General features: G+C 63.0%; 25 protein-coding genes and 1 tRNA gene. 12 read left to right on the forward strand and 14 right to left on the reverse strand.

Annotated features, from left to right (window positions below; all coding sequences use genetic code 11):
• Positions 1 to 125: 125 nt before the first annotated feature.
• The 5 genes from N5D53_RS24625 to N5D53_RS24645 form a co-directional block, all read right to left on the reverse strand.
• Positions 126 to 497 (reverse strand): glutaredoxin, encoded by a 372-nt coding sequence (locus N5D53_RS24625; protein ID WP_010952857.1) that lies wholly within the window; start codon positions 495 to 497, stop codon positions 126 to 128.
• A 59-nt stretch (positions 498 to 556) separates the two neighbouring features.
• Complete coding sequence (folE, locus tag N5D53_RS24630) at positions 557 to 1102, reverse strand: GTP cyclohydrolase I FolE (protein ID WP_003252789.1); 546 nt, start codon at positions 1100 to 1102, stop codon at positions 557 to 559.
• 70 nt (positions 1103 to 1172) lie between these two features.
• Complete coding sequence (locus tag N5D53_RS24635; protein WP_104962313.1) at positions 1173 to 1733, reverse strand: Smr/MutS family protein; 561 nt, start codon at positions 1731 to 1733, stop codon at positions 1173 to 1175.
• A gap of 327 nt (positions 1734 to 2060) precedes the next feature.
• Positions 2061 to 2381 carry a hypothetical protein gene (locus tag N5D53_RS24640; protein WP_004577080.1) on the reverse strand — a complete coding sequence of 107 codons (321 nt, stop codon included), beginning with the start codon at positions 2379 to 2381 and terminating at the stop codon, positions 2061 to 2063.
• Between the two features lie 85 nt (positions 2382 to 2466).
• A complete protein-coding gene (locus tag N5D53_RS24645; RefSeq protein WP_003252796.1) occupies positions 2467 to 3057 on the reverse strand; it encodes a cysteine hydrolase family protein in 591 nt (196 codons plus the stop codon).
• 181 nt (positions 3058 to 3238) lie between these two features.
• On the opposite strand from N5D53_RS24645, the gene prmB reads away from it, so the two are divergent.
• Complete coding sequence (gene prmB / locus N5D53_RS24650) at positions 3239 to 4147, forward strand: 50S ribosomal protein L3 N(5)-glutamine methyltransferase (protein WP_003252797.1); 909 nt, start codon at positions 3239 to 3241, stop codon at positions 4145 to 4147.
• Positions 4148 to 4275: 128 nt separating this feature from the next.
• Here prmB and N5D53_RS24655 read toward each other — a convergent pair whose 3' ends face one another.
• Together N5D53_RS24655 and N5D53_RS24660 are read right to left on the reverse strand one after the other, a co-directional pair.
• Positions 4276 to 5058 carry a hypothetical protein gene (locus tag N5D53_RS24655; protein WP_266025037.1) on the reverse strand — a complete coding sequence of 261 codons (783 nt, stop codon included), beginning with the start codon at positions 5056 to 5058 and terminating at the stop codon, positions 4276 to 4278.
• Positions 5059 to 5123: 65 nt separating this feature from the next.
• Entirely contained in the window at positions 5124 to 6086 is a 963-nt protein-coding gene (locus N5D53_RS24660) for an alpha/beta fold hydrolase (protein WP_064492980.1), read from the reverse strand.
• 231 nt (positions 6087 to 6317) lie between these two features.
• Between N5D53_RS24660 and aroC the strand changes: the two genes are divergently transcribed.
• From aroC to N5D53_RS24675, 3 genes are all read left to right on the forward strand, one after another.
• Positions 6318 to 7409, forward strand: coding sequence for a chorismate synthase (aroC, locus tag N5D53_RS24665; RefSeq protein ID WP_003252803.1), 1092 nt, complete (start codon positions 6318 to 6320; stop codon positions 7407 to 7409).
• A gap of 142 nt (positions 7410 to 7551) precedes the next feature.
• Complete coding sequence (locus N5D53_RS24670; protein ID WP_266025036.1) at positions 7552 to 8706, forward strand: MFS transporter; 1155 nt, start codon at positions 7552 to 7554, stop codon at positions 8704 to 8706.
• Complete coding sequence (locus tag N5D53_RS24675; protein ID WP_121161968.1) at positions 8706 to 9242, forward strand: oxidase; 537 nt, start codon at positions 8706 to 8708, stop codon at positions 9240 to 9242. The genes N5D53_RS24670 and N5D53_RS24675 overlap by 1 nt, the downstream gene beginning before the upstream one ends.
• Before the next feature lie 123 nt (positions 9243 to 9365).
• Here N5D53_RS24675 and N5D53_RS24680 read toward each other — a convergent pair whose 3' ends face one another.
• Positions 9366 to 9638 (reverse strand): DUF3509 domain-containing protein, encoded by a 273-nt coding sequence (locus tag N5D53_RS24680; protein WP_003252809.1) that lies wholly within the window; start codon positions 9636 to 9638, stop codon positions 9366 to 9368.
• Between the two features lie 266 nt (positions 9639 to 9904).
• Here N5D53_RS24680 and N5D53_RS24685 point away from each other — a divergent pair, with 266 nt between their 5' ends.
• Positions 9905 to 10429 (forward strand): ankyrin repeat domain-containing protein, encoded by a 525-nt coding sequence (locus N5D53_RS24685; protein ID WP_104962309.1) that lies wholly within the window; start codon positions 9905 to 9907, stop codon positions 10427 to 10429.
• A gap of 60 nt (positions 10430 to 10489) precedes the next feature.
• Entirely contained in the window at positions 10490 to 11020 is a 531-nt protein-coding gene (locus N5D53_RS24690; RefSeq protein ID WP_104962308.1) for a hypothetical protein, read from the forward strand.
• A 123-nt stretch (positions 11021 to 11143) separates the two neighbouring features.
• Here the strand turns inward: N5D53_RS24690 and N5D53_RS24695 are convergent, their stop codons facing one another.
• Positions 11144 to 12082, reverse strand: coding sequence for a ZIP family metal transporter (locus N5D53_RS24695; protein WP_162497228.1), 939 nt, complete (start codon positions 12080 to 12082; stop codon positions 11144 to 11146).
• A gap of 126 nt (positions 12083 to 12208) precedes the next feature.
• Between N5D53_RS24695 and N5D53_RS24700 the strand changes: the two genes are divergently transcribed.
• The 4 genes from N5D53_RS24700 to N5D53_RS24715 all read left to right on the forward strand — a co-directional run bounded on the left by N5D53_RS24700 (position 12209) and on the right by N5D53_RS24715 (position 15550).
• Positions 12209 to 12400: a PLD nuclease N-terminal domain-containing protein gene (locus N5D53_RS24700; RefSeq protein WP_003252818.1), complete on the forward strand. Its 192-nt coding sequence runs from the start codon at positions 12209 to 12211 to the stop codon at positions 12398 to 12400.
• A 139-nt stretch (positions 12401 to 12539) separates the two neighbouring features.
• Positions 12540 to 14597, forward strand: a complete 2058-nt coding sequence (locus tag N5D53_RS24705) for an LTA synthase family protein (RefSeq protein ID WP_121161966.1) — start codon at positions 12540 to 12542, stop codon at positions 14595 to 14597.
• Between the two features lie 206 nt (positions 14598 to 14803).
• Positions 14804 to 15040 carry a hypothetical protein gene (locus tag N5D53_RS24710; protein WP_020192211.1) on the forward strand — a complete coding sequence of 79 codons (237 nt, stop codon included), beginning with the start codon at positions 14804 to 14806 and terminating at the stop codon, positions 15038 to 15040.
• Positions 15041 to 15217: 177 nt separating this feature from the next.
• On the forward strand, positions 15218 to 15550 hold the full coding sequence (locus tag N5D53_RS24715) for a ribonuclease E inhibitor RraB (RefSeq protein WP_003252824.1): 333 nt from the start codon (positions 15218 to 15220) through the stop codon (positions 15548 to 15550).
• A 264-nt stretch (positions 15551 to 15814) separates the two neighbouring features.
• On the opposite strand, the gene N5D53_RS24720 is transcribed toward N5D53_RS24715, so the two are convergent.
• A complete protein-coding gene (locus N5D53_RS24720) occupies positions 15815 to 16615 on the reverse strand; it encodes a cytochrome c (RefSeq protein WP_121161964.1) in 801 nt (266 codons plus the stop codon).
• Positions 16616 to 17144: 529 nt separating this feature from the next.
• Here N5D53_RS24720 and N5D53_RS24725 point away from each other — a divergent pair.
• Complete coding sequence (locus N5D53_RS24725; RefSeq protein ID WP_010952873.1) at positions 17145 to 17879, forward strand: amidotransferase; 735 nt, start codon at positions 17145 to 17147, stop codon at positions 17877 to 17879.
• A gap of 101 nt (positions 17880 to 17980) precedes the next feature.
• Here the strand turns inward: N5D53_RS24725 and N5D53_RS24730 are convergent, their stop codons facing one another.
• From N5D53_RS24730 to N5D53_RS24740, 3 genes are all read right to left on the reverse strand, one after another.
• Positions 17981 to 18952 (reverse strand): magnesium and cobalt transport protein CorA, encoded by a 972-nt coding sequence (locus tag N5D53_RS24730; protein WP_003252830.1) that lies wholly within the window; start codon positions 18950 to 18952, stop codon positions 17981 to 17983.
• A gap of 68 nt (positions 18953 to 19020) precedes the next feature.
• Positions 19021 to 19734, reverse strand: coding sequence for a 1-acylglycerol-3-phosphate O-acyltransferase (locus N5D53_RS24735; protein ID WP_104887204.1), 714 nt, complete (start codon positions 19732 to 19734; stop codon positions 19021 to 19023).
• A gap of 120 nt (positions 19735 to 19854) precedes the next feature.
• Positions 19855 to 20544, reverse strand: coding sequence for a crotonase/enoyl-CoA hydratase family protein (locus tag N5D53_RS24740; RefSeq protein ID WP_076403568.1), 690 nt, complete (start codon positions 20542 to 20544; stop codon positions 19855 to 19857).
• A gap of 198 nt (positions 20545 to 20742) precedes the next feature.
• Between N5D53_RS24740 and N5D53_RS24745 the strand changes: the two genes are divergently transcribed.
• Positions 20743 to 20832 (forward strand) — tRNA-Ser (locus tag N5D53_RS24745).
• A 201-nt stretch (positions 20833 to 21033) separates the two neighbouring features.
• Here N5D53_RS24745 and N5D53_RS24750 read toward each other — a convergent pair.
• The gene (locus tag N5D53_RS24750) at positions 21034 to 23166 is read right to left on the reverse strand and encodes a TonB-dependent siderophore receptor (protein WP_266025034.1); all 2133 of its coding nucleotides are present in this window, start codon (positions 23164 to 23166) and stop codon (positions 21034 to 21036) included.
• Positions 23167 to 23301 lie beyond the last annotated feature (135 nt).

The following is a 23301-nucleotide window of genomic DNA, read 5'->3' on the forward strand; positions in this document are numbered from 1 at the left end:
TTCCAGGCGCTTGCGCAATCCTTGTGGGAGCGGGCGTGCCCGCGAACACGGGCGTAGCCCGTGCCAACCACCGCGGTGCCGGCTTCGCGGGCTCGCCCGCTCCCACAAGGGATCTGCAGCGTCAGTCAGATGGCGGCAAACCGCTCATCCAGGTAAGCGATGATTGCCTTGGACTCATACATCCAGGTCACCTTGCCGGCTTCTTCAATGCGCAGGCATGGCACTTTCACCCGGCCGCCACCTTCTTGCAGGGCCTGGCGGTGCACCGGGTCGTTCTTGGCGTCGCGCAGCGCCACCGGCACGTTCAACCGGTGCAGGGTGCGGCGGGTTTTGACGCAGAACGGGCAGGCGTGGAACTGGTACAGCGCCAGCCCCTTGGCCGCTTGCTCGATGCGGGCCTGGGCGGCGGCGTCGCGTTTGCGCTTGGCCGGGCGGCTGATCCAGTCACCGAAGACGATGAGCTGGCCGAGGCCAACCCGCAGGGCTTTGACGATCATGGGCAACTCCTGAAATGCAAAAGCCGACCCTGAAGGGTCGGCTCGGGGTCAGCAACCAATCACTTGATCAGGCTGAGGAACTCGCTACGGGTGGCGGCGTTGTCGCGGAACTCACCCAGCATCACCGAGGTGATCATGGTCGAATTCTGCTTCTCGACACCGCGCATCATCATGCACATGTGCTTGGCTTCGACCACCACGGCCACACCCGCGGCACCGGTTACCTGCTGCACGGCTTCGGCGATCTGGCGGCTGAGGTTTTCCTGGATCTGCAGGCGGCGGGCGTACATGTCGACGATACGTGCCACCTTCGACAGGCCCAGTACCTTGCCCTTCGGCAGGTAGGCAACGTGTGCCTTGCCAATGAACGGCAGCATGTGGTGTTCGCACATCGAATACAGCTCGATGTCCCGGACCAGCACCATTTCGCTGTTGTCAGAGCTGAACAAAGCGTTGTTGGTGACTTCTTCCAGTGTTTGCTCATAACCGCGGCAAAGGTACTTCATCGCCTTTGCAGCCCGCTTGGGCGTGTCGAGCAGGCCCTCACGGGAGACGTCCTCGCCAATCTGGCTGAGGATCTCGGTGTAGTTCTGTTCCAGGGACATGGATCTACCTGTGGGAAAAAATCGCAAAAACGAAGGGTACGGCGGTGAGGGCGACGCTGCAAGCGCGGCGTTACTCGTCGCGGCCTTCGAGCATGGTTCGCTTCAGCATCACATACACCGCGCCGGTGCCGCCGTGGCGGGCACTGCACGAGGCAAAACCGAGCACTTGCGGGTGCTGGCGCAGCCAGGTGTTGACGTGGCTTTTGATCATCGGGCGCTTGCCGTCCAGGCGCGCGGCCTTGCCGTGGGTCACCCGCACGCAGCGCACCTCCAGTTTGGTGGCTTCGGCGATGAAGTCCCACAAGGTTTCGCGGGCCTTTTCCACCGTCATGCCGTGCAGGTCGAGGCTGCCCTCGAACGGAATCTGCCCCAGCTTCAGCTTGCGCAGCTGGCCTTCCTGCACGCCATCGCGGCGCCACATCAGTTCGTCTTCGGCGCCTACGTCGATGACGAACTGGTCGGACATGCCATCGATGACCAAAGCCTTGTCACTGCGCACGGTTGCCGCCTGGCGCAGGCCGGCCAGCTGCTGGCGGTCGGCCTTGGGCTTGCCGACTTCGGCGCGGTCGTGGCGGATCGGCTTTACGCCGCGCACTTCGGCCTTGAACAGGGAAAAATCGTCGTCTTGCATGATGCCTCCACGTAGGCGGCGTAGTTTACGCGACTGTGGGGCCGTGTGCAGCCTGTGCGGGCCTCTTCGCGGGTGAACCCGCTCCTACAGGGATTGCACATGGCTTCAGGCCGATGCGATCGGGGTGGGAGCGGCCTTGTGTCGCGAAAGGGGTGCGCAGCGCCCCCTAGGATTTCAGCTTCACTGCATGAGTTGCCGGGGCAGCCTGTGCGGGCCTCTTCGCGGGTGAACCCGCTCCTACGGGGATGTCACAGAGCCTGAAGGCGGCGGGGTACCTGTAGGAGCGGGTTTACCCGCGAAGAGGCGCGCACAGGTTACGCAGAACCATCAATCGTGCTTCTTCATCAGGTGCGGCGACAGGTTAAGCTCCCGCCCGCGGCGCAAGCGGATACGGCTGCGCCGCCAGAAACGCACGCCCAGCCACAGCAGCAACAAGCCAGCCACGGTGAGGATGCTGGACAACGGTTTGTTGGCGTTGAGTTCCTGCAGGGCAGGGTAGTTGCCCAGCAGCCCGGCGACGCCGGCCATGGCCAGCAATACGCCCAGCGTCGCCAGCAGGGCCGACAGGCCGGCCGCCAGGCGGGCGCCCCAGTTACGCGGCTCGCGCGGGCGCAGGCGCTTGGCGTCGAAACTGCCTTTAAGCTTCATTCCGCTCTCCTCGGTGGATATCCGGAATTCGACCTGCTGCTGCCCATCCGGTTCCGCCCGGCTGCCGGGCGGTCCTGCAAGCCGCTCAGATCAGGCTGGCGGTGGGGGCCACGCAAGCGAAGTTGTCAGCCATCACGGCCATTTCGCACTGGTGAATCTGCGCGGCCGGAATGACGCCGTCCTTGAATGCCAGGTCGCGGGTGGCCGACGCGTCTTCTACCAGGGTGCACCGATAACCATAGTCCTTGGCGCGGCGAACGGTGGTGCTGACGCTGGAATGGCTCATGAAACCACAGACGATCAGGTCCAGGTGGCCCAGCTCCTGCAATGTTTCGTGCAGCTTGGTGTTCTTGAACGCGTTGGGCATGCGTTTTTCGATGACGATTTCACCTTCCAGCGGCTCCAGCCCCGGAATGAACTGGCCAGCCGGCCCCTGGGGGTCGAAGCGGCCACCAACAGTGCCCAGGTGGCGAACATGGATGATCGGACGGCCGCTTTTACGGGCGGCGTCGAGCAACCTGGCGATGTTGGCCACGGCCTCGTCCATGCCCGACAGCTTCAGGGGACCACTGAGGTACTCCTTTTGTGCATCGATGATGATCAGGCTGGCGTGGCTCAGCTTGGCCGGCGGATAGTCGCGGCCAGTGAGGCGAAACATCGTGGTTGGAACGGACATCAAGGGCTCCTTGGATAGGGCTTTTGTATACCTATTCTCCCCTGCCTTGGCGCCAATGGGAATGGTTGACAACGCAAGCGGCATGGTTACTGGCCTGTGGCTAGCCTTTGGGCAAGGCAAAGGAACAAATGTGCGGGTGGGGCTGTTAGACTTTTGTCCGGTCTGAAAATAGGAGTACCCCGTGATCACATCCCGTCTGCGCACGCTGCGCGACTACATCCGCTGGGCGGTCAGCCGCTTCCACGAGCATGACCTGTTCTTCGGTCACGGTGCCGACAACGCCTGGGACGAAGCCCGCCTGCTGGTGCTGGGTGCGGTGCACCTGCCATGGGAGGTGGCCGACAGCTACCTGGACTGCATGCTCGAGGACGACGAGCGAGTACGCCTTCAGCACCTGCTCAAGCGCCGTATCGAAGAGCGTGTACCGGCCGCCTACCTGCTGGGCGAGGCCTGGTTCTGCGGCATGTCGTTCATCGTCGACGAACGGGTGCTGGTGCCGCGTTCGCCCATTGGCCAGCTGATCGAAAAACGTTTTGAGCCGTGGCTGGCCAGCGAGCCGGCGCGCATTCTGGACCTGTGCACGGGGTCGGGTTGCATCGGCATCGTCGCCGCTGACGTGTTCCCCGAGGCCGAGGTGGTGTTGGCCGACCTGTCGTTCCAGGCCCTTGAAGTGGCCAACCAGAACATCGAGCGCCATGGCCTGGACGGGCGCGTGTACACCGTGCAGGGCGATGGCTTTGGTGGTTTGCCGGGGCAGCGTTTCGACCTGATCCTGTCCAACCCGCCGTATGTCGATGCCGAAGACTTCGACGACATGCCGGCCGAGTACCACCATGAGCCCGAGCTGGGCCTGGCCTGCGGCAGCGACGGCCTGGACCTGGTACGGCGGATGCTGGCCGAAGCGGCTGACCACCTGACCGAGAAGGGTTTGCTGATTGTCGAAGTGGGCAACAGCCAGGTGCATGTCGAGGCGTTGTACCCAGAGGTGGACTTTGCCTGGCTGGAATTCGAGCGTGGCGGGCACGGGGTGTTCATGCTCACCGCCGAGCAGTGCCGCCAGCATCAGGAATTGTTCAAGGCCCGCGTTTAGGCTATTTGGGGCTGCTTTGCAGCCCATCGCGACACAAGGCTCCACAAGGTGCGCGATCAATCTGTGGGAGCGGCCTTGTGTCGCGATGGGCCGCGAAGCGGCCCCAATCTCCACCGGCTGATGCGGTCTTAGCGGGTAGCAATCCAGATCAACAGCCCTGCCTGGAACACGGCAAACGCTACCAGGCAGGTAATGGTGAAACGCAATCCGCCGTCTTCGCGCTGGTATTTGGCCACGCGCTCATCCCGCTCGCGCAGTTGCCCTTCCTTTTCCTGCAGTTGCTGGTCCGCCTGCTGCAGCAGGTTGGCGGCATCCAGAATCTCCACCCGCTGCAGGCGCTCGCTGCTCCAGGCGGCCTTGAGCTGGCTTACCGTCATATCCGCGATACGGCCCTTCAGGTGCTGGCTGTCCTCGTACTGCACCTCGATACCCACCCCGCGCAAGCACTGGTCACGGCGCAGGCGTGAGTCCTCGTTCAGGGCGTCCTTGCTCGGCAGCGCCATGCCTTCCACCCGGTAGTGCGACCACTTGCGCTGCAACCACTGAGCGGCCTGGGCCAGCATGAAACGGCCGATGCCACGGTTCACCGGTTCCAGTTGCAGGCCATGTTCATTGCCAATGCGCACCAGGCGCTCGGCATGGTCGACGCGGATGTCCAGGCGGTTCTGCTCTTTGTGCACCTTCTGCCCAGGCAGCTGGATTTCCATGCGCAGCAGGCTGTGTGCCTTGTCATGGCGCTCGGCATAGCCGAACTGCACAAAACGCAGCGGCCGCGCGCCGGTGCTGCGGTCGGTCGGCAGTGCTGCCAGGCGTAGCAGCTGGAAATGTTCGGCGGTCAGCTCGGCCCAGGGCAGGGCGGGGATTTCCTGGGGTTCTTCGGCCGGCTCGACGGCGGTGGGGGAGGTGGTCATCAGGGCTTGTCCTCAGCTATGCCTGCTGTATCGGCAGGCATGGCTGAGACCTGAGCCTGTTTGACTTACGCCGAAGGCAAATGCTGGATGAACGTCACAATTCGCTCGCCCAGCTCACGCGCCAGCGGCAGCTCGGGGTTGAGGTAGCTGTCGCGCTGTTGGCTCATGCCCTTGGGGCTGATGCGCAGCATGTGGTTCATGCCATCGATCAGGACCAGTTGTGCATCTGGCTTGGCCGCTTTCAGCCGTTGGGCGTCGGCCACGTCCACCTGCACGTCGTTGCGCCCCTGCACGATCAGGGCGGGCATCGGCAGGCGGGCAAAGGCGGCTGCCGGGTTTTGCTGGAACAGCGAAATCAGGTACGGCTGCACGCTGGGGCGAAACACCTGGCGCAACGGCGCTGGCACATCCAGGCTGGTCTGCCCGGCCTGCAGGCGGTCGAGCAGGGCACTGCCACCGGCCAGTTGCGCGGGCGGCAGGCGCTGGGCCAGTTGTTCGTGCAGTACCTCGGCCAGCGGCCGGCCGCTGCCGGCCAGGGTGATGACTGCGCTGGCGCCAGCCTGCTCGGCGGCCAGGCTGGCAATCAGTGCGCCTTCGCTGTGGCCAATCAGGATCAGCGGGCCGAAGCGCGGGTCGGCTTTGAGCTTGTGGCTCCAGGCGACCACATCGGCCACGTAGCGCTCCACGCTGAGGTCACGCTCGTCAGGCGTGGCCGGCTGGCTGGCGGCCACCCCGCGTTTGTCGTAACGCACGCTGGCAATGTGTTCGTTGGCCAGCAGCAGGGCCAGGCGCTTCAGGTTGTCGACCCGGCCCGACGCCGGGTTGTTGCCGTCGCGGTCGGTGGGACCGGAGCCGGCGATGATCAGCACCACTGGCGGCGGGGTGGCCTGTTGCGGCAGCAGCAGGCTGCCGTGCAGCACGCCCTGGCCGGTGTCCAGGTCGATCGGGCGTTGCAGTACAGTGGGGGCGGCGGCCTGGGCCAGGCCAGTGCACAGCAGGAAGAGCAAGGCGACGAGGCGCGACATCATGCGGTACTACATGGGGAGATGTGGGTTTGACCCAATGTTTGCGGGAAGGTTCTATGCAGGGCAGGTCTGGCCCTTTCGCGGGTGAACCCGCTCCTACGGGGGCTGCACACCATTGGAATCTGGTGGTGACCGTGTAGGAGCGGGTTTACCCGCGAAGAGGCCAGCACAGGCCACCCAACCATCTGTATACTGCCGCTTTCACCCATTTCTGGCAGATTTCGCGGAGCGTCCATGTCCGGCAATACCTACGGCAAGCTGTTCACTGTCACCACCGCTGGCGAGAGCCATGGCCCGGCGTTGGTCGCCATTGTCGATGGATGCCCACCGGGCCTGGAAATTTCCCTCGCCGACCTGCAGCACGACCTTGACCGGCGCAAGCCCGGCACCAGCCGGCACACCACCCAGCGCCAGGAAGCCGACGAGGTGGAAATCCTTTCCGGCGTGTTCGAAGGCCGCACCACCGGCTGCTCGATCGGCCTGCTGATCCGCAACACCGATCAGAAGTCCAAGGACTACTCGGCCATCAAGGACCTGTTCCGCCCGGCCCACGCCGACTACACCTACCACCACAAGTACGGTATCCGCGACTACCGCGGTGGCGGCCGCAGCTCGGCCCGTGAAACCGCCATGCGCGTGGCCGCCGGCGCTATCGCCAAGAAGTTCCTGGCCACCCAGGGCATCACCGTGCGTGGCTACATGAGCCAGCTGGGCCCGATCGAAATCCCGTTCAAGACCTGGGAGTCGGTGGAGCAGAACGCTTTCTTCAGCCCCGATCCGGACAAAGTACCTGAGCTGGAGGCCTACATGGACCAGCTGCGCCGAGACCAGGATTCGGTGGGCGCCAAGATCACCGTGGTCGCAGAAGGCGTGATGCCCGGGCTGGGCGAGCCGATCTTCGACCGCCTGGATGCAGAGCTGGCCCATGCGCTGATGAGCATCAACGCGGTCAAGGGCGTGGAAATCGGCGCCGGTTTCGCCAGTGTGGCCCAGCGCGGCACCGAGCACCGGGACGAGCTGACCCCGGAAGGCTTCCTCAGCAACAACGCGGGCGGCATTCTGGGCGGTATTTCCTCGGGCCAGCCGATCGTTGCCCACCTGGCACTGAAGCCCACTTCCAGCATCACCACCCCGGGCCGCTCGATCGATGTCGATGGCAACCCGGTGGACGTCATCACCAAGGGCCGCCACGACCCGTGCGTGGGCATCCGTGCCACGCCGATTGCCGAGGCGATGATGGCCATCGCGTTGATGGACCACCTGCTGCGCCACCGTGCGCAGAATGCCGATGTGCAAGTGAATACCCCGGTGCTGGGCCAGCGCTGATCCAACTGCGCCGGCCTCTTCGCGGGTAAACCCGCTCCTACATTGGGATATCACTGCCCTCAGGTGCAGTGACAGGGTGAAATCCGCGTAGGAGCGGGTTCACCCGCGAAGAGGCCGGCCCAGGTCCCCACAAGGCCACCCCATGCAACCCATCCCCTACTGGCGCCTGTCCAGCTTCTACCTGTTCTACTTCGCCCTGCTGGGCTCCACCGCACCGTTCCTGGCACTGTACTTCGACCACCTGGGCTTTTCCCCGGCGCGCATCGGCGAGCTGGTGGCCATCCCCATGCTGATGCGCTGCGTGGCCCCCAACCTGTGGGGCTGGCTGGGCGATCACACGGGCCAGCGGCTGTTGATCGTCCGCCTTGGCGCGCTGTGCACCCTGGCCACCTTCGCCCTGATCTTCTTCGGCAAAAGCTACGCCTGGCTGGCGCTGGTGATGGCCCTGCACGCGTTCTTCTGGCATGCGGTGCTGCCGCAATTCGAGGTCATCACCCTGGCCCACCTGCACGGGCAGACGTCGCGCTACAGCCAGGTACGTCTGTGGGGTTCGATCGGTTTCATCCTCACCGTGGTTGGCCTGGGCCGCTTGTTCGAATGGTTGAGCCTGGACATCTACCCGGTGGCGCTGGTCACGATCATGGCCGGCATCGTCGCCGCCAGCCTGTGGGTGCCCAATGCCCAGCCGGTGGAGCAGGGCGGGCGCAGCGGCACCGGGGGCTTTCTGCAGCAGTTGCGTGCCCCGGGGGTGATCGCGTTCTACGCGTGCGTGGCCTTGATGCAGCTCAGCCACGGGCCTTACTACACCTTCCTTACCCTGCACCTGGAGCACTTGGGCTACACGCGCGGTGCCATCGGCCTTCTATGGGCGCTTGGGGTGGTGGCCGAGGTGCTGATGTTCATGGTCATGAGCCGCCTGTTCGCCCGTTTCAGCGTGCAGCGCGTGTTGTTGGTCAGCTTCCTGCTGGCGGCATTGCGCTGGCTGCTGCTGGGTAACCTGGCGCAGGAGCCGGCAGTACTGATCTTCGCCCAGCTGCTGCACGCGGCCACCTTCGGCTGCTTCCATGCCGCCAGCATCGCCTTCGTCCAGGCCAGCTTCGGTGCCCGCCAGCAGGGCCAGGGCCAGGCGCTTTACGCAGCGCTGTCGGGGACCGGCGGTGCGCTGGGGGCGCTGTACTCAGGCTACAGCTGGAAGCTGCTGGGCCCCACCTTCACCTTTGGTATGGCCAGTGCCGCAGCCTTGGCCGCAGCCGTTATCATTGCCCTTTGTTCGCAACCGACCAGGACCCGCCCCTGATGAGCATTCTCAGCGTTTTCCACCCCGCCAGCCCGGCACTGCCGAACAAGGTGCTGACTCACCACGACGACATCGCCGCTACGTTGGCCGAGCAGGGCGTGCGCTTTGTGCATGCCGAACCTGGCCTGCGGGTGCGCCCGGGCACGGCCCAGGACGAGGTGCTGGAGGTTTGCCGCGCGTATCTGGATGAGTTGATGACGGTGCATGGCAGCAAGGCCTTCGCGCTGCTCAACCGCGACGGTGAAGACCCGGCACAGGTCGATGTGCGTGAGGAACATGTGCATGATGCCGACGAGCTGTTCGCCGTGGTCAGCGGGCGGGCGCAGGTTGGTCTGCGGCTGGGGGACTGGGTGTATTCAGTGCTGTGCGAGAAGGGTGACCAGCTGCTGGTGCCGGCCGGGACGCGGCGTTGGGTTGAGCTGGGTGATACACCGTTTTGCCTGGCGTTGCGCTTGTATGGCAGCGAGCAGGGTGTGGAGGCCCGGTTTACCGGGGATGTGACGGCGCGGGCATTTCTTGGGATCGACGAGTTGTAATGGCATTGCCGGCCTCTTCGCGGGTGAACCCGCTCCTACATTGGTTGCGCCGCCCTTAGGCATCGCGCAGTCAATGTAGGAGCGGGTTTACCCGCGAAGAGGCCAGTTCAGGCAATACACCCCTCAGCGGTAAGTCGGCAGGGCAAACCGCTGCTGGCTCTGCAGCATCGAGATCACCGGCAATTCACTGGCCTCTTCAGCCAGGTCACGACGGATGGCACTGATCGCCCAGGACAACTGTTCGGCACTGTGCAGTTGCCCATAGGTCAGCACCCGGCGGGTAACCTTGCCATCCGCTGCGCGCAGGGTAAGCAGTACACCGCCATCGGGCCGGGCTTTGGTATTCACCTGATAGGCCGAAAATACCGATGCGAACTTTTGCTGGATGAGGTCCATATCAACTCCTGGCTGTTGTGTGGCAGACATGAGTTGATGGTTGCAGTGACCGTGCCAGAATCCTGTTTGGCGAAAAAATCAGTAAATACAGTGGGTTACGTGGGGTTTGCAGATGCGGCATCGTGCAGGCTGCACGGTCGAGCATTTTGCACAGTGCATTTTGCACGGGTCAGGGTTTGCCTATCGGTTTCATAGAATCTGAACCTTTGACCGCAATGGCATGCCTGACGAACACTTGGGCCATCAATTATGCCAGGAGGTTCCCTATGTCCAGCCAAGCCGCACCCGCCACCATGAACGATGACGAAACCGCTGCGTTCGCCGAGCAGGTGTTCGAACGTGCCCGCCAGGGCGACGCCGACATGCTCGGGCGCCTGCTTGCCAGCGGCCTGCCGGCCAACCTGCGTAACCACAAGGGCGATACCCTGCTGATGCTGGCCAGCTACCACGGTCACCACGAGGCGGTGCGCGTGCTGCTGGCGCAAGGTGCCGACCCGCTGATTGCCAACGACAACGGCCAGCTGCCGATTGCCGGTGCCGCATTCAAAGGGGACCTGGCGATGATTCGCCTGCTGGTGGAGCATGGCGTGCCGGTGGATGCCGCCGCGCAGGACGGTCGCACCGCGCTGATGTTGGCGGCCATGTTCAACCGCAGCGAAATTCTCGACTACCTGCTGGCACAAGGGGCCAACCCGGCGCACCAGGATGCCCGCGGCATCACTGCCCTGATGGCGGCGCAAACCATGGGCGCAGCAGACACTGCCGCGCGCTTGCAAGCGCTGGCCGGCTAACTGCCAGGGGGCATTTGCGGCTATCCTTGGCGACTTTTCACCCGTCGCAGGCCCCCTTTCATGAAAACTCAGTTGCTCGAATTCATCAGCCTCATTGGCGCCGGCTGCATGCGTGAGGCAGACATCGAGCGTATCGCCGACGAGGCCGCCCAGGCCTACGCCGACCCTGCCGCCTTCCTGGCCGCCAACCCCGACATCAACTACGACGACACTTTCCCGATTCCCCTGGGCGAATGGGTGGTGCTGGGCAGCCTGCCGGATACCGTGGTGTTCCAGGCCGACAGCTATCAGGAGCTGTTTCAGCAGATCAGTGATTCGTTCGACAACAGCGTGCCGTTTACCCTCAAGCCCAAGCAACTGGCCCGTACCGAGCCACTGACCGCGCTCAACCGCATCCAGGTGCAGATGGGCGCGCTGAACAAGGAGGCGGGTGGTTATGTGCTGCTCAACTTCAGCCAGTTGCTCGATGACGAGCTGCAGATGGTCATGGTGGGGCAGCAGGACCTGGCACGGGTAATGGAGCTGGGTGCAGCGCTGGGCATCAAGGTCGAGCCGGCGCTGGAGGCTTTGAAAGTCGCCGTCCACATCTGATACCAGTGATTGCTTGTTCGCGGGCATGCCCGCTCCCTCAGGTACTCCAGCGCATCAGGCCCTGTGATAACCCTGTGGGAGCGGGCGAGCCCGCGAAGAGGCCGGCTCACGAAACATCAATCTTCAGCCCAGCGCAGTGTCGAGAAACATCATCACCGCAAACCCGCCCATCAACCCCAGGGTCGCCGCTGTCTGGTGCCCGTTGCGGTGGGTTTCGGGGATCACCTCGTGGCTGACCACAAAGATCATCGCCCCTGCCGCCAGCCCCATGCTGATCGGGTAGGCGAGGGCAAAGCCGGTAGAAATCCCCAGCCCGATCACCGCCCCTAGCGGCTCCATCAGGCCCGACCCTATCGCCACCAACGCGGCCTTCAGGTTGGAAAGCCCGGTGGCGCGCAAGGCCAGTGCCACGGCCAGCCCCTCGGGGATGTCCTGGATGGCGATGGCACTGGTCAGCGGCAGGCCGATGTTCATGTCGCCATTGGCAAAGCTCACGCCAATCGCCATGCCTTCAGGCAGGTTGTGCAGGGTAATCGCCAGCACAAACAGCCACACCCGGCTGATGCGCTCGGCTTCGGGCCCGCACGGGCCGGTGCTTTCGTGTTCATGCGGGGTGAAGCGGTCCAGGCCCAGCATCAGCAGCACACCCAGGCCCATGCCGAGCACCACGGTAAACGCCGCGGCCGGGCCATTGCCCGTGATCTCGCGGGCAGCCTCCAGGCCTGGCAGAATCAGCGAAAACGAACTGGCTGCCAGCATCATGCCGGCAGCAAAGCCCAGCATCACATCCTGGGTGCGCGCGTTGACATCGCGCAGCACCACCGCCAGCACGGCGCCCAGTGCGGTGGCGCCAAAGCCCGACAACCCGCCCAGCATGGCCAGGTGCAGGTTGTCGGCATGGTCGCCGTTCACCGCGTTCCAGAGGCTGGCGGCCAGCAGCACGCCCACCGCCAGCAGGCTCAGCCCCAGGCCGGCACTGAGCCAGGGGGTATCGATGGCTTGCTGGCGCCAGGCCTGCAGCAGTGAAGGTGGGGCGGCGCTTTGGCTGTGGGTAGGTGGCATACGAACCTCGAATCAGTGAATGCAGTCAGTCTATCGAGGGACCTGCGACATCCGCCAAGGATTCCCTTCTATTGGCGCGATAGCTGACTATGCTGTGCAGCAAAGCCTCTGGACAGGAATTCAGACATGGGATCAACCTTCAACAGCCTGGTCGGGCTGATCATTCTGGCGCTGGATATCTGGGCCATTCTCAACGTGATCAAGAGTGGCAGCGAGGTGGGCATCAAGGTGTTGTGGATCTTGTTGATCGCCTTGCTGCCGGTGGTGGGGCTGGTGATCTGGGCAATTGCCGGGCCGCGGGGGAATGTGCGGCTCTAGGCGCGGTACTGACATAGCCAGTAATGGGGCCGTGACAAAATTTTCACATTGGTTTAAACAGAATCCGCACCCGCATAATGCTGCGTTGGCCTCGCGCCATCGCCTCTTCGCAAACCGCAATCCTAGGACCTTCCCATTCATGGCTACCTCCGACGCCTTGAAGCAACAGGGCGCGCGAACGTCATTTTCGCCGACCCTGAAATCCCACCTGGCCTACACGCTGCTCAGTGGCCTGGTGATCATGCTGATGCTCAGCCTGGTGCGCCTGGCGCTGCTGGCCTACAACAACGACATGGTCGGCGATACCCCTTATTCGACGGTCGCCGAAGGCTTCTTCAACGGCTTGCGCTTCGACCTGCGGGTGGTGGTGTACATCAGCATCCCCCTGCTGCTGGCCATGCTCAGCCCCTGGGCCATGGCCCGGCGTGGCGTGTTCCGTTTCTGGCTGACCCTCGCTTCGAGCGTGGTGATGTTCCTCGGCCTGATGGAAATGGACTTCTACCGCGAGTTCCACCAGCGCCTCAACGGCCTGGTGTTCCAGTACATCAAGGAAGACCCGAAAACCGTCATGAGCATGCTCTGGTACGGTTTCCCGGTGGTCCGCTACCTGCTGGCCTGGGCCTTCGGTACCTGGCTGCTGAGCCTGCTGTTCAAAGGTATCGATCGCGCCACCCGCGCCGAAGGCCTGCACCGCGTTGCCCCGTGGTACAAGCGCCTGGCGGTATTCATGGTGATCCTGCTGGTGGCCGTGGCCGCTGCCCGTGGCACCCTGCGCCAGGGCCCGCCGATGCGCTGGGGTGATGCCTTTACCACTGACTCCAACTTCGTCAACCAGCTGGGCCTGAACGGCACCCTGACCCTGATCGACGCCGCCAAGAGCCGCTTTGGCGAGGACCGTGCCAACATCTGGAAGCCAGTCCTGCAGCAGGACGTGGCCACGCAAAGTGTGCGCGAGCAACTGCTGACCGCCCACGACACCCTGGTCGACGCCGACGAAGCCGCCATCCGCCGCGACTTTGTGCCGCCAGCTGACCGTACCCTGCCGATCAAGAACGTGGTGGTGATCCTGATGGAAAGCTTCGCCGGCCACTCGGTAGGCGCGCTGGGCAGCCCCAACAACATCACCCCGTACTTCGACAAGCTGGCCAAAGAAGGCCTGCTGTTCGACCGCTTCTTCTCCAACGGCACCCATACCCACCAGGGCATGTTCGCCACCATGGCCTGCTTCCCCAACCTGCCAGGTTTCGAATACCTGATGCAGACCCCGGAAGGCGGCCATAAGCTGTCGGGCCTGCCGGCCCTGCTCGGCGCCCGTGACTACGACGACGTGTACGTCTACAACGGCGACTTTGCCTGGGACAACCAGTCCGGGTTCTTCGGCAACCAGGGGATGACCACCTTCATCGGCCGTAATGACTTCGTCAACCCGGTGTTCTCCGACCCGACCTGGGGTGTGTCCGACCAGGACATGTTCGACCGCGGCAACGAAGAGCTGGCCAAGCACGATGGCAAGAAGCCGATCTACGCGCTGCTGCAGACGCTGTCCAACCACACGCCGTATGCCCTGCCGAAGGACTTGCCGGTAGAGAAGGTTACCGGCCAGGGCCGTCTGGACGAGCACCTGACCGCCATGCGTTATTCGGACTGGGCGCTGGGCCAGTTCTTCGAGAAGGCGCGTAAGGAGCCTTACTTCAAGGACACCCTGTTCGTCATCGTCGGTGACCATGGCTTTGGCAACCACCAGCAGGTTACCGAGCTGGACCTGGGCCGCTTCAACGTGCCATTGCTGCTGATTGCCCCGGGCATTCAGGAGAAATTCGGTGCGGTGAACCACACCGTGGGTACCCAGGTCGACATCGTGCCGACCATCATGGGCCGCCTGGGTGGCAAGGCTCGCCACCAGTGCTGGGGGCGCGACCTGCTCAACCTGCCCGAGGGTGACCAGGGCGTAGGCATGATCAAGCCGTCGGGCAGCGAGCAGATTGTCGGGCTGGTGCAGGGTGACCGTATCCTGATCGAGTCCAAGGACATGAGCCCGCGGATGTACCGCTACCAGTTGGGCAGCGAGTTCAAGGCCGAACTGATCGAAAGCCCGGACCAGCCGGAAATGCTCAAGAAGCTGGAAGCGTATATCCAGACGGCGACCAAGAGCCTGCTGGATAACACCGCTGGCGTGGTGCACGGCACACCGAAGTAAACCGGGGCCGCGTTGCGGCCCATTCGCGGGCTTGCCCGCTCCCACAGGCATTGCACAGGGCTCGAACCTTGTGCAGGCCCTGTGCGAGCGGGCAAGTCCGCGAATGGGCCCCGCACAATTTTCCCGGACTGAACATTATCCCCGCCCCAAGGTCAGTTATTCAGGCATCACACACCTGGTGTTCGTTGACTGAGAGGGTCCGTTCAATGAAAGAGTGGGAAGTCATTTTTGCCGACCAGAAGGGCGAACCGTCCGCATTGCTGTTGCATGCCGAGCATTGCCCCAGCGAGGAAGACGCTGCGCGGGCCATCCGCTCACACCTGTTTCCGGTGATGGACGAGCTGGACCTCAACGACTTCCAGGACCGTATCATCTCCCCGACCGCACGCTGGCTCAAAGAGCATAGTGGTGTGACCATCACCAGCATTCACGAAGTACCCTGAACCACACGTTTGCGTGGTGCCCTGGCAGGCGCTACGCTGGTGGAGGGCCTACCTGTTCTGTGGGTTGGCGCCGCCTCAATAATTCGCGTCTTGCATCAGCTCGAACTGCCCGGCCGTTGCCGGCAGGTGCGTAGTGCACGGAAAGTCTATCCATTGCTTTATTCAGGAGGACGATTCATGAGCAGCCAGAACGACGATATCAGCAGCAACGTCCTGCGCCAGATGAAGGCAGGCGGTTTCGACTTCACCCAGATCCACCCCATCGAGTTCTATGCCGTATTCCCGGACGAAGCAGGGGCCCGTCGTGCAGCCGGGCAGTTTCGCGGGGAATCGCTCAATGCCCAGGTGAAGGAGCTGGGCGACGGTGCCTGGCACCTGGAACTGAGCAAGGTCATGTACGCCACCCATGGCGGGATTGGCGACTTTGAAGAGGCCTTCGAGCAGTTGGTGACACCGTATGGGGGTGAGGTGGAAGGGTGGGGCGTCAAGCACGAACGGCTCACGGCCTGACAGTTTTGTGTTGGCCCTTTCGCGGGTTAACCCGCGCCTACACATTGATGGATGGTGGACGCCACCTGCCGTTGTAGGAGCGGGTTCACCCGCGAATACGGTGGCGGCGGCAACGATGAACGGCCAGGGATATTGGCCAGCAGGCCCGGCCCTTTCGCGGGTGAACCCGCTCCTACGACGGTCTGTGTCCGACCCCAGGTGTGTGTCCAACCCCCGGTGTGTGTCCATCACCTTGTAGGCGCGGGTTTACCCGCGAAGAGGCCCTCAAGGCTTACGCGTTGCCATGTGCCCCAAATAGGCCAACAGCGCATCCAGTTCCTGTTCACTCAACACACTTTCGGCAAACCCCGGCATCTTCGCCTGCGGCCACCGCCGCAGGCTTTGCGGGTCGCGTATCAACTTGCGTAAATAAACCGGCTGAAAATACTCGGTCGGGTTATACGGCACATTCAAGTCCGGCCCCACCTGGCCATCCCCCGCACCGTTCAACCGATGGCACACCAGGCAGTTCTGCTGGAACAGGGCAAAGCCCTGACGCACCGGGCTGTCGGCCGGCAGCTTCGGGTCGGGCAGCAGCGCAGGAAACCGCTGGTCCACCGGGGCCAGCTTGCGAAGGGTGGCAATTTGGAATGGCCACTGTTCAGGGCGGATGCCGCTGGCCTGCGGCGCAGTCCACACCAGGTAGAACGGCCCGGCACTTGGCTTGCCTTGACCCAGTGGCGGCCACGGCTTGCCTGGGTCTTCCACGGCCAACCAGGCCCGTGCTGGCCCTGGCTGCAGCAATGCCGCAGCGGGCATTTCGGCGGCAAAGCCATCCAGCGCCACGGCCTGCAGGTGATCGCGGGCGTTCACACCTTCCAGCAGCGTGGCCAGCGGCACTGCCCGATAGTGCATGGGGCGTTTGTAGGATACGTCCTGTTCGATGCTGATGTCCCGGGCCTCAGGGTGGCCAAGCAGTTCGGCGCTGCTCCACTGGCGCGGTGTAGCGCCCAGTTCAAGGTGCAGTTGCGCCGCCGACAATGGCAGGCTCAGGAGCAACGCTAGCAGGGCAAGGCAGTGGCGCATAGGCAATCTCCGACCATCAAGGCCAGCAGGTTACCTGTGCGTTGCCCGTTGGCGCCACCGCTGCCGTCAGCCAAACAAACGTGTCAGGTTCGGCAAGATCAATAGCAACGTGGTGGCAAATAAAATGAGCCCGGCTTGGCGAATTTTCGATTGTCTGAACATGGCGGACCGCCTTCTTGTTGTTATTCCTGAATACCCGTTGGCTTCCTTGTCGTCGCGCTTCGGGTCGATCGCAGTGGCGTTGCATGGCGCCGGACTGCTTGCCTCTTGAAAGTGGATATACCTTCAACAGTAGGGTGTGCGTTATCCATATTTGAGAACCCTTTGTTCTAACCGTGCACTAAAACCATTTCTCTGGCTATGAGGCCAAGTGCTATCTAGCTGGCACGCTCTATCTAGACAGTGGCGCAACTACCCGGCACGCGCCGACGAAATGTGACCGTTCGTCAGTGCAGCCTACTTGCTTGTACGTGCCTTTCGCGGCAGTCTCTACAGCAGATTCCCACCCATGTCGTTCAGGACTACCCCTATGTCGTTACGCATCTGCATCCTTGAAACCGATGTCCTGCGACCGGAGTTGACGGCGCAATATCAGGGCTACGGCAGGATGTTCGAGCAGCTCTTCTCGCGTCAGCCGATTGCCGCCGAATTTTGTGTGTACAACGTGATGCACGGCGACTATCCCGCCGACAGTGAAAAGTTCGATGCCTACCTTGTGACGGGCAGCAAGGCCGATTCGTTCGGTACCGACCCGTGGATCCAGACGCTAAAGGCCTACCTGCTCAAGCTGTACGAGCGCGGTGAAAAGCTGCTGGGCGTGTGTTTTGGCCACCAGTTGCTGGCCTTGACCCTTGGGGGCAAGGCCGAGCGGGCTGAGCAAGGCTGGGGCGTGGGTATTCATCGCTACTCGTTGGCGGCGCATGCGCCGTGGATGGACCCAGAGGTGTCGGAGCTGACCTTGCTGATCAGTCACCAGGACCAGGTGACCGAACTGCCGGAAGGCGCTACGGTGATCGCCTCCAGCGATTTCTGCCCGAATGCGGCGTACCACATTCGCGACCAGGTGCTGTGCTTCCAGGGCCACCCGGAATTCGTGCATGACTACTCCCGCGCACTGCTCGATGCGCGCCAGGAATACCTGGGTGACGAGGTGTACCACAAGGCCGTTGCCAGCCTGGCCACCGAGCACCAGGGTGATTTGGTAGGGGAGTGGATGTTGCGCTTTATCCAGCAGCCGTCAAAGGCCGGCGACAGCGCCGCGTAATCGGTGGCAACCCTTCGCGGGCACGCCCGCTCCCACAGGTGATGCACAATTTCCAGCATTGTGTGCGACCTGTGGGAGCGGGCGCGCCCGCGAAGAGGCCATCAAAGCCAACCCGATTTCTTGAAGCTGGCATACAACCCGGCACACCCCGTCACAATCACCCCCAGTACCGCGAAGTAACCGTAGTGCCAGCTCAGCTCCGGCATGTTCTGGAAGTTCATCCCGTAAACCCCGGCAATCGCCGTAGGGAATGCCAGAATCGCCGCCCAGGCCGCGAATTTGCGCTGCACGATGCTTTGCCGTGACGACTCCAGCAGCATGCCGATCTCGATCGTCTGGCTGGCAATGTCGCGTATACCGGCCAAGTCCTCCATCTGCCGCGTCACGTGAATCTGCACATCACGAAAGTACGGGCGCATGTTCTTGTCGATGAACGGGAAGCTCAGGCGCTGCAGTTCTTCGCTCACTTCAACCAGGGGGGCCACGTAGCGGCGCAGGCGCAGGATGTCACGGCGCAGGCTGTGCAGGCGGCGGATGTCGTCTTCCCGCAGCGAGCCGCCCAGTACGCTTTCCTCCAGCGCTTCGATCTCGCCATGAATGGCCTCGCTGACCGGTTGGTAGTTCTCGGTGACGAAGTCGAGCAGGGCGTACAGCACGAAGTCTTCGCCATGTTCCAGCAGCAGGGGCCGAGCCTCGCAGCGCTGGCGGACCATGGCGTAGGATTTGGAGTGGCCGTTGCGGCAGGTGATGATGTAGCCGTTGCCCGCGAAGATATGGGTTTCGATGAATTCCAGCTTGCCTTCGTGGCGCACTGGCGAATAGGTGACGATGAACAACGCGTCACCGAAGGTTTCCAGCTTGGGCCGGCTGTGTTTTTCCAGGGCATCTTCGATGGCCAGTTCGTGCAGGTTGAACTGCGACTGCAGGTTGGCCAGCTCTTCGGCATTGGGCTCTTCCAGGCCGATCCACACGAAATGCCCCGGCTTGCGCGCCCACTCGCTGCCTTCGTCGATGCTGATGTTGGTGACCTTTCTGCCGGCGCTGTACACCGCCGATGCCACGACTCGACCCATGGTTGTCCGCTTATTCGTTTGAACACGGATACAGCTTGGGCTGTACCCGGCTCCAGAGCAACCCCGGATCAGGCCAGTTCTTTTTCCATGCGGTCAATGCACTGCTGCATTTGCCCACGGCATTGCTCGATCAGCGCTGGCAGGTCCTGCAGCGTCATGCCCGTCGTGGCAATGGGCGGCAGCGAGCGCACGATTACCGTGCGCTGGCGCCAGCTGTTCAGGCTCAGGCGCCTGGCATAGCGGCTGACGCAGACCGGCACGATCGGCACACCGGCCTCGATGGCCATGTGAAATGCGCCTTTCTTGAAGGCCAGCAGATGCTCGCCGGGATTGCGGGTGCCTTCGGGGAAAATCCAGATCGAGGTGTCGTCCTGCAGAACCCGGGTGGTCTTCTGTATGGCCCTGCGCGCCTGATAGGCATTCTTGCGGTCGACCAGCACGTTGCCGCCCAGCCAGAACAGTTGGCCGAACAGCGGGATCCAGCCCAGGCTCTTCTTGCCGATGGCGACGGTGCGCTGCGGCACCACTTGGCCCAGCACGAACAGATCGAAGTTGGACTGGTGGTTGGCCACGATCACGCAGCCGGGCGGGTGGTCCCACAATGGGCCGACTTCGGCCTTGACCTTGATGCGCATCAGCCAGGTGGCCGGCAAGCTGTAGAGCCGGGCGAAAACGCGGCTGTTGTCAGGGTTGAAGGGGCGGCACAGGCCAATGAGCAGGCCCACGGTGCCAACGGCAAGAAAATGCAGCCCCAGCAGGAACATACGCAATGAATAAAGCATGGTACGACTCACACCAGACGGTCGCGGTGCAGTGTACGGGTGTGCACTGGCTGGGGCAAACCTTGGTGCAGGCCTGTTCCGGCCCTTTCGCGGGCAAGCCCGCGAAAAGGGCCCGTGCGGCTAGCCCATATGCTGCTGATCCAGTTCGATCGCCTTGTCCAGCGCCTCCAGCAGCCCTTTGCGCACTTTCAGCTTGGTGTTCTTGTGCGCCAGCATGTTCAGCTTCTTCAGCTCCCGCGCTGCGGTCATTGCCGCTTCCTGCAACTGCTCGGCCGGCACCACCTTGTCGAGGAAGCCGGCATCCACCGCACCCTGCGGGTCAAACACTTCGGCATTGATCACCGAGCGGTGGAAGGCCGAGCGGCGCAGGCGGTCGCGGGCCAGTTCAATGCCGGCGTGGTGCATGGTCATGCCGATCTGCACTTCGTTCAGGCATACCTTGTACGGCCCTTCGACGCCAATGCGGTAGTCGGCCGACAGCAGCAGGAAGGCGCCCTTGGCCACGGCATTGCCGGGGCAGGCGACCACCACCGGGAACGGGTGCGACAGCAGCCGGCGGGCGAGGGTGGAACCGGCGGTGACCAGGCTGATGGCCTCTTGGGGGCCACGGGTCATCACCTTGAGGTCGTAACCGCCTGACAGAATGCCCGGCTGCCCGGTGATGATCACTACTGCACGCTCCTCGGTAGCGCGGTCCAGCGCTGCATTGAAGGCAGTGATGACGTCCGGCGAGATGGCATTGACCTTGCCGTTGTTCAGGGTAAGGGTGGCGATGCCGTCTTCGGCGTGGTAGGTAATCAGCTCGCTCATGGCAGAGTCCTTTTGTTGGCGTGGCGACGACGTTACCCAGCGCCAAGGGCGAGGTAAAGCAGCAAGGCTGACTGGTCGGTCAGTGCTCACGGCTGCCCAAGTGCAAATACATGAAAAAATTGAAAAAAATGCTTGCCAAAGGGAAAGTCTTTCACTAAATTAGCGCACCTCGACGGGCTGCAAGGCTTGAAGAGAAACGGTGAAGTGTCCGAGTGGTCGAAGGAGCACGCCTGGAAAGTGTGTATACGAGAAATCGTATCAAGGGTTCAAATCCCTTCTTCACCGCCACATTCTACGAAAAGCCCCCGCGCTGAAAAGTACGGGGGCTTTTTGTTTTCAGGGCCATTGGGGCTGCTGTGCAGCCCATCGCGACACAAGCGGGCTTGCCCGCGAAGCCAACACCGTGGTGGATGGCACGGGCTTCGCCCGTGTTCGCGGGCAAGCCCGCTCCCACAGGTCGCGAAAGGGCCGCAGAGCGGCCCCGGCAATCTAGAAGCTGATCGAAGCCGAAAGCCGAGCGGTACGCGGTGCCCCCTGGAACAGGTAGTTATCCCCCAGGTAATCCCCCACATCGCGCCAGTAACGCTTGTCCAGCACGTTATCCACCGTCAGCCGCAGCACCGTGTCATACCCGGCAACACGGGTACTGTAGCGGCTGCCAAGGTCGAACACGGTATACCCGCCAACCTCAACATTGCCCGCCTGGCTCGCATACTTGCTGGCGCTATACCGCGCACCGCCCAGCAGCGCGAGCCCCGGAACCGGCAGGGTATATTCCGCATGCAGCGCCGCCCGGAATTTAGGCACGTTGATCGCCTGGTGCCCTTCATAGGCTTCGGTACCGCTGTTCTGCACCCGCGCCCGAATGGCTGCCGCACTGGCCTGTACCTGCAGGTTCGGGGTCACCCGGCCGCTGGCGCCCAGTTCCAGGCCGGTATTCTTCTGCTGGCCTTGCTGCACGTAGGTGAAGTTGCCGGTGCCGTCCGGGCGCGCGTACTGGTAAGCCTGGCGGATCTGGAACAGGGCGGCACTCAGGCTCAGGCCTTGCCAGTCGTGCTTGACGCCCAGTTCCAATTGGCGGGAGGTGGTGGGTGCAAGGATCTCAGCTGCATTGCTGGCGAACCAGGGGGCCGTGCCTCCGGCAGACAGGCCCTTGGCGTAGCTGGCGTATACCGTGGTGTTCGGCTGCGGTTTGTAGATAAGCGCAGCGTTGGGCAGTAGCTCGTATTGGCGGGTATGGCGCCCGGCTACGCCGTTCTCGTCCCAGGTCTTTTCATCCAGGCGCACTTCACGGGCGCCCAGCACGGTCTGCCATTGCTCGTTGAAGCTGATGCGGTCGCTGACGAACAAGCCGTACTGGCGGCTGTCGAGCCGGCGTTCGCTGGCGCCGACGGGTTTGTCGGACGGATCGAGGTCCGGGGCGCCGGTATGGATGTTGCCGGTACCAAGCCACTCGTTGTAGTACGGGCGCTGATCCAGTGTGCGTCGCTGCGCACTGGTACCCACGGTCAGCTCGTGCCCCACCCCCAGCGCATCGAAGTGCCCGTTGAGCATGGCCTGCGCCTCGTCTGTACGGCGGGTATCGTCGGGGCTGCGGAAGTCATAGATGTCGTAGTCGCCATTGCTGCCGAAAAACGCCCCCTCGCTCGAACCCCAGGCAAACGCGCTGTAGTCGTCGATCACCACTTTGCTGCGGGAGGCGCTCACGGTGCCGGTCCAGGTATCGTTGAAGCGGTATTCGAAGCGCCCACCCAGGTTCAGCGAGTCGTTCTGCACGGGCTTTGCCCAATGCTGGTAGGCCAGGCGGTCTTCCGGGTCGATGCCGTGGGGCACGTCAGTGCCTCCGAGCAGTTGGTAACCCGGCACCGACGCCTGTTCGCGATGCTGGTACTCGGCATCCAGCTGCAGGGTGGCATCCGGGTTGATCTGCCAGTCGAATGCCAGCGAGGCGAAGTCGCGCTTGCCGTCAGCGTGGTCGACGTAGGTGCGGATGTCTTCATGGGCCAGGTTGGCGCGCAGGCCGAACTGCTTTTCGCTGCCGAACCAGCCGCCAAGGTCGGTGGCCAGATAGCGTTCGCCCTGTTCGTTGGTCGATACCGTGAAGCTGCGTATGTCTTCGGCGCGCTTGGTCACATAGTTGATCAAGCCGCCCGGCTCCGACACGCCGGCTTGCAGCCCGGACAGGCCCTTGAGCAATTCCACCTGCTGCTTGTTTTCCAGGGCTACGTTCTGCTCTCCGGCAATGGTCTGGCCATTGATGCGGTAGCTACTGGCGGCGTTCAGCTCGAAGCCGCGCACATTGAAGTTTTCGTAGTAGCCGATGGGTGCATAGCTTTCGCCGACCGAGGCATCGCTTTGCAACACTTCGCTAAGCTTGCGTACCTGGCGGTCTTCCAGCAACTGCTGGCTGAACACGCTGACAGAGGCGGGGGTGTCGAGCAGGGGCGCGGGCTGGAAGCCGCCCACAGCGGCCTGGCGTGCCTGGTAGCCATCATTGGCGTAGGTGTCGGAGACCTGCAACGGGGCCAGCATCACGCTGTCTTCGGCAAACACAGAGGGGCACTGCAGGGCCAGGCCCAGGCTGAGCAGGCTCAGGGGCAGGCGGGGGTGATGCGGGGGCATGCGGTGGGGCTCCTGGATGCGCGATACCTGTGCCGGCCCTTTCGCGGGTAAACCCGCTCCTACACCGGGTGATGATGCACCGGTTGGTGTTCCACCGGTTGGTGATGCACCGCGTGGTGATACACCAGATGGTGA

It is taken from the genome of Pseudomonas sp. GD03862 (assembly GCF_029840855.1).
Lineage (GTDB): Bacteria > Pseudomonadota > Gammaproteobacteria > Pseudomonadales > Pseudomonadaceae > Aquipseudomonas > Aquipseudomonas alloputida.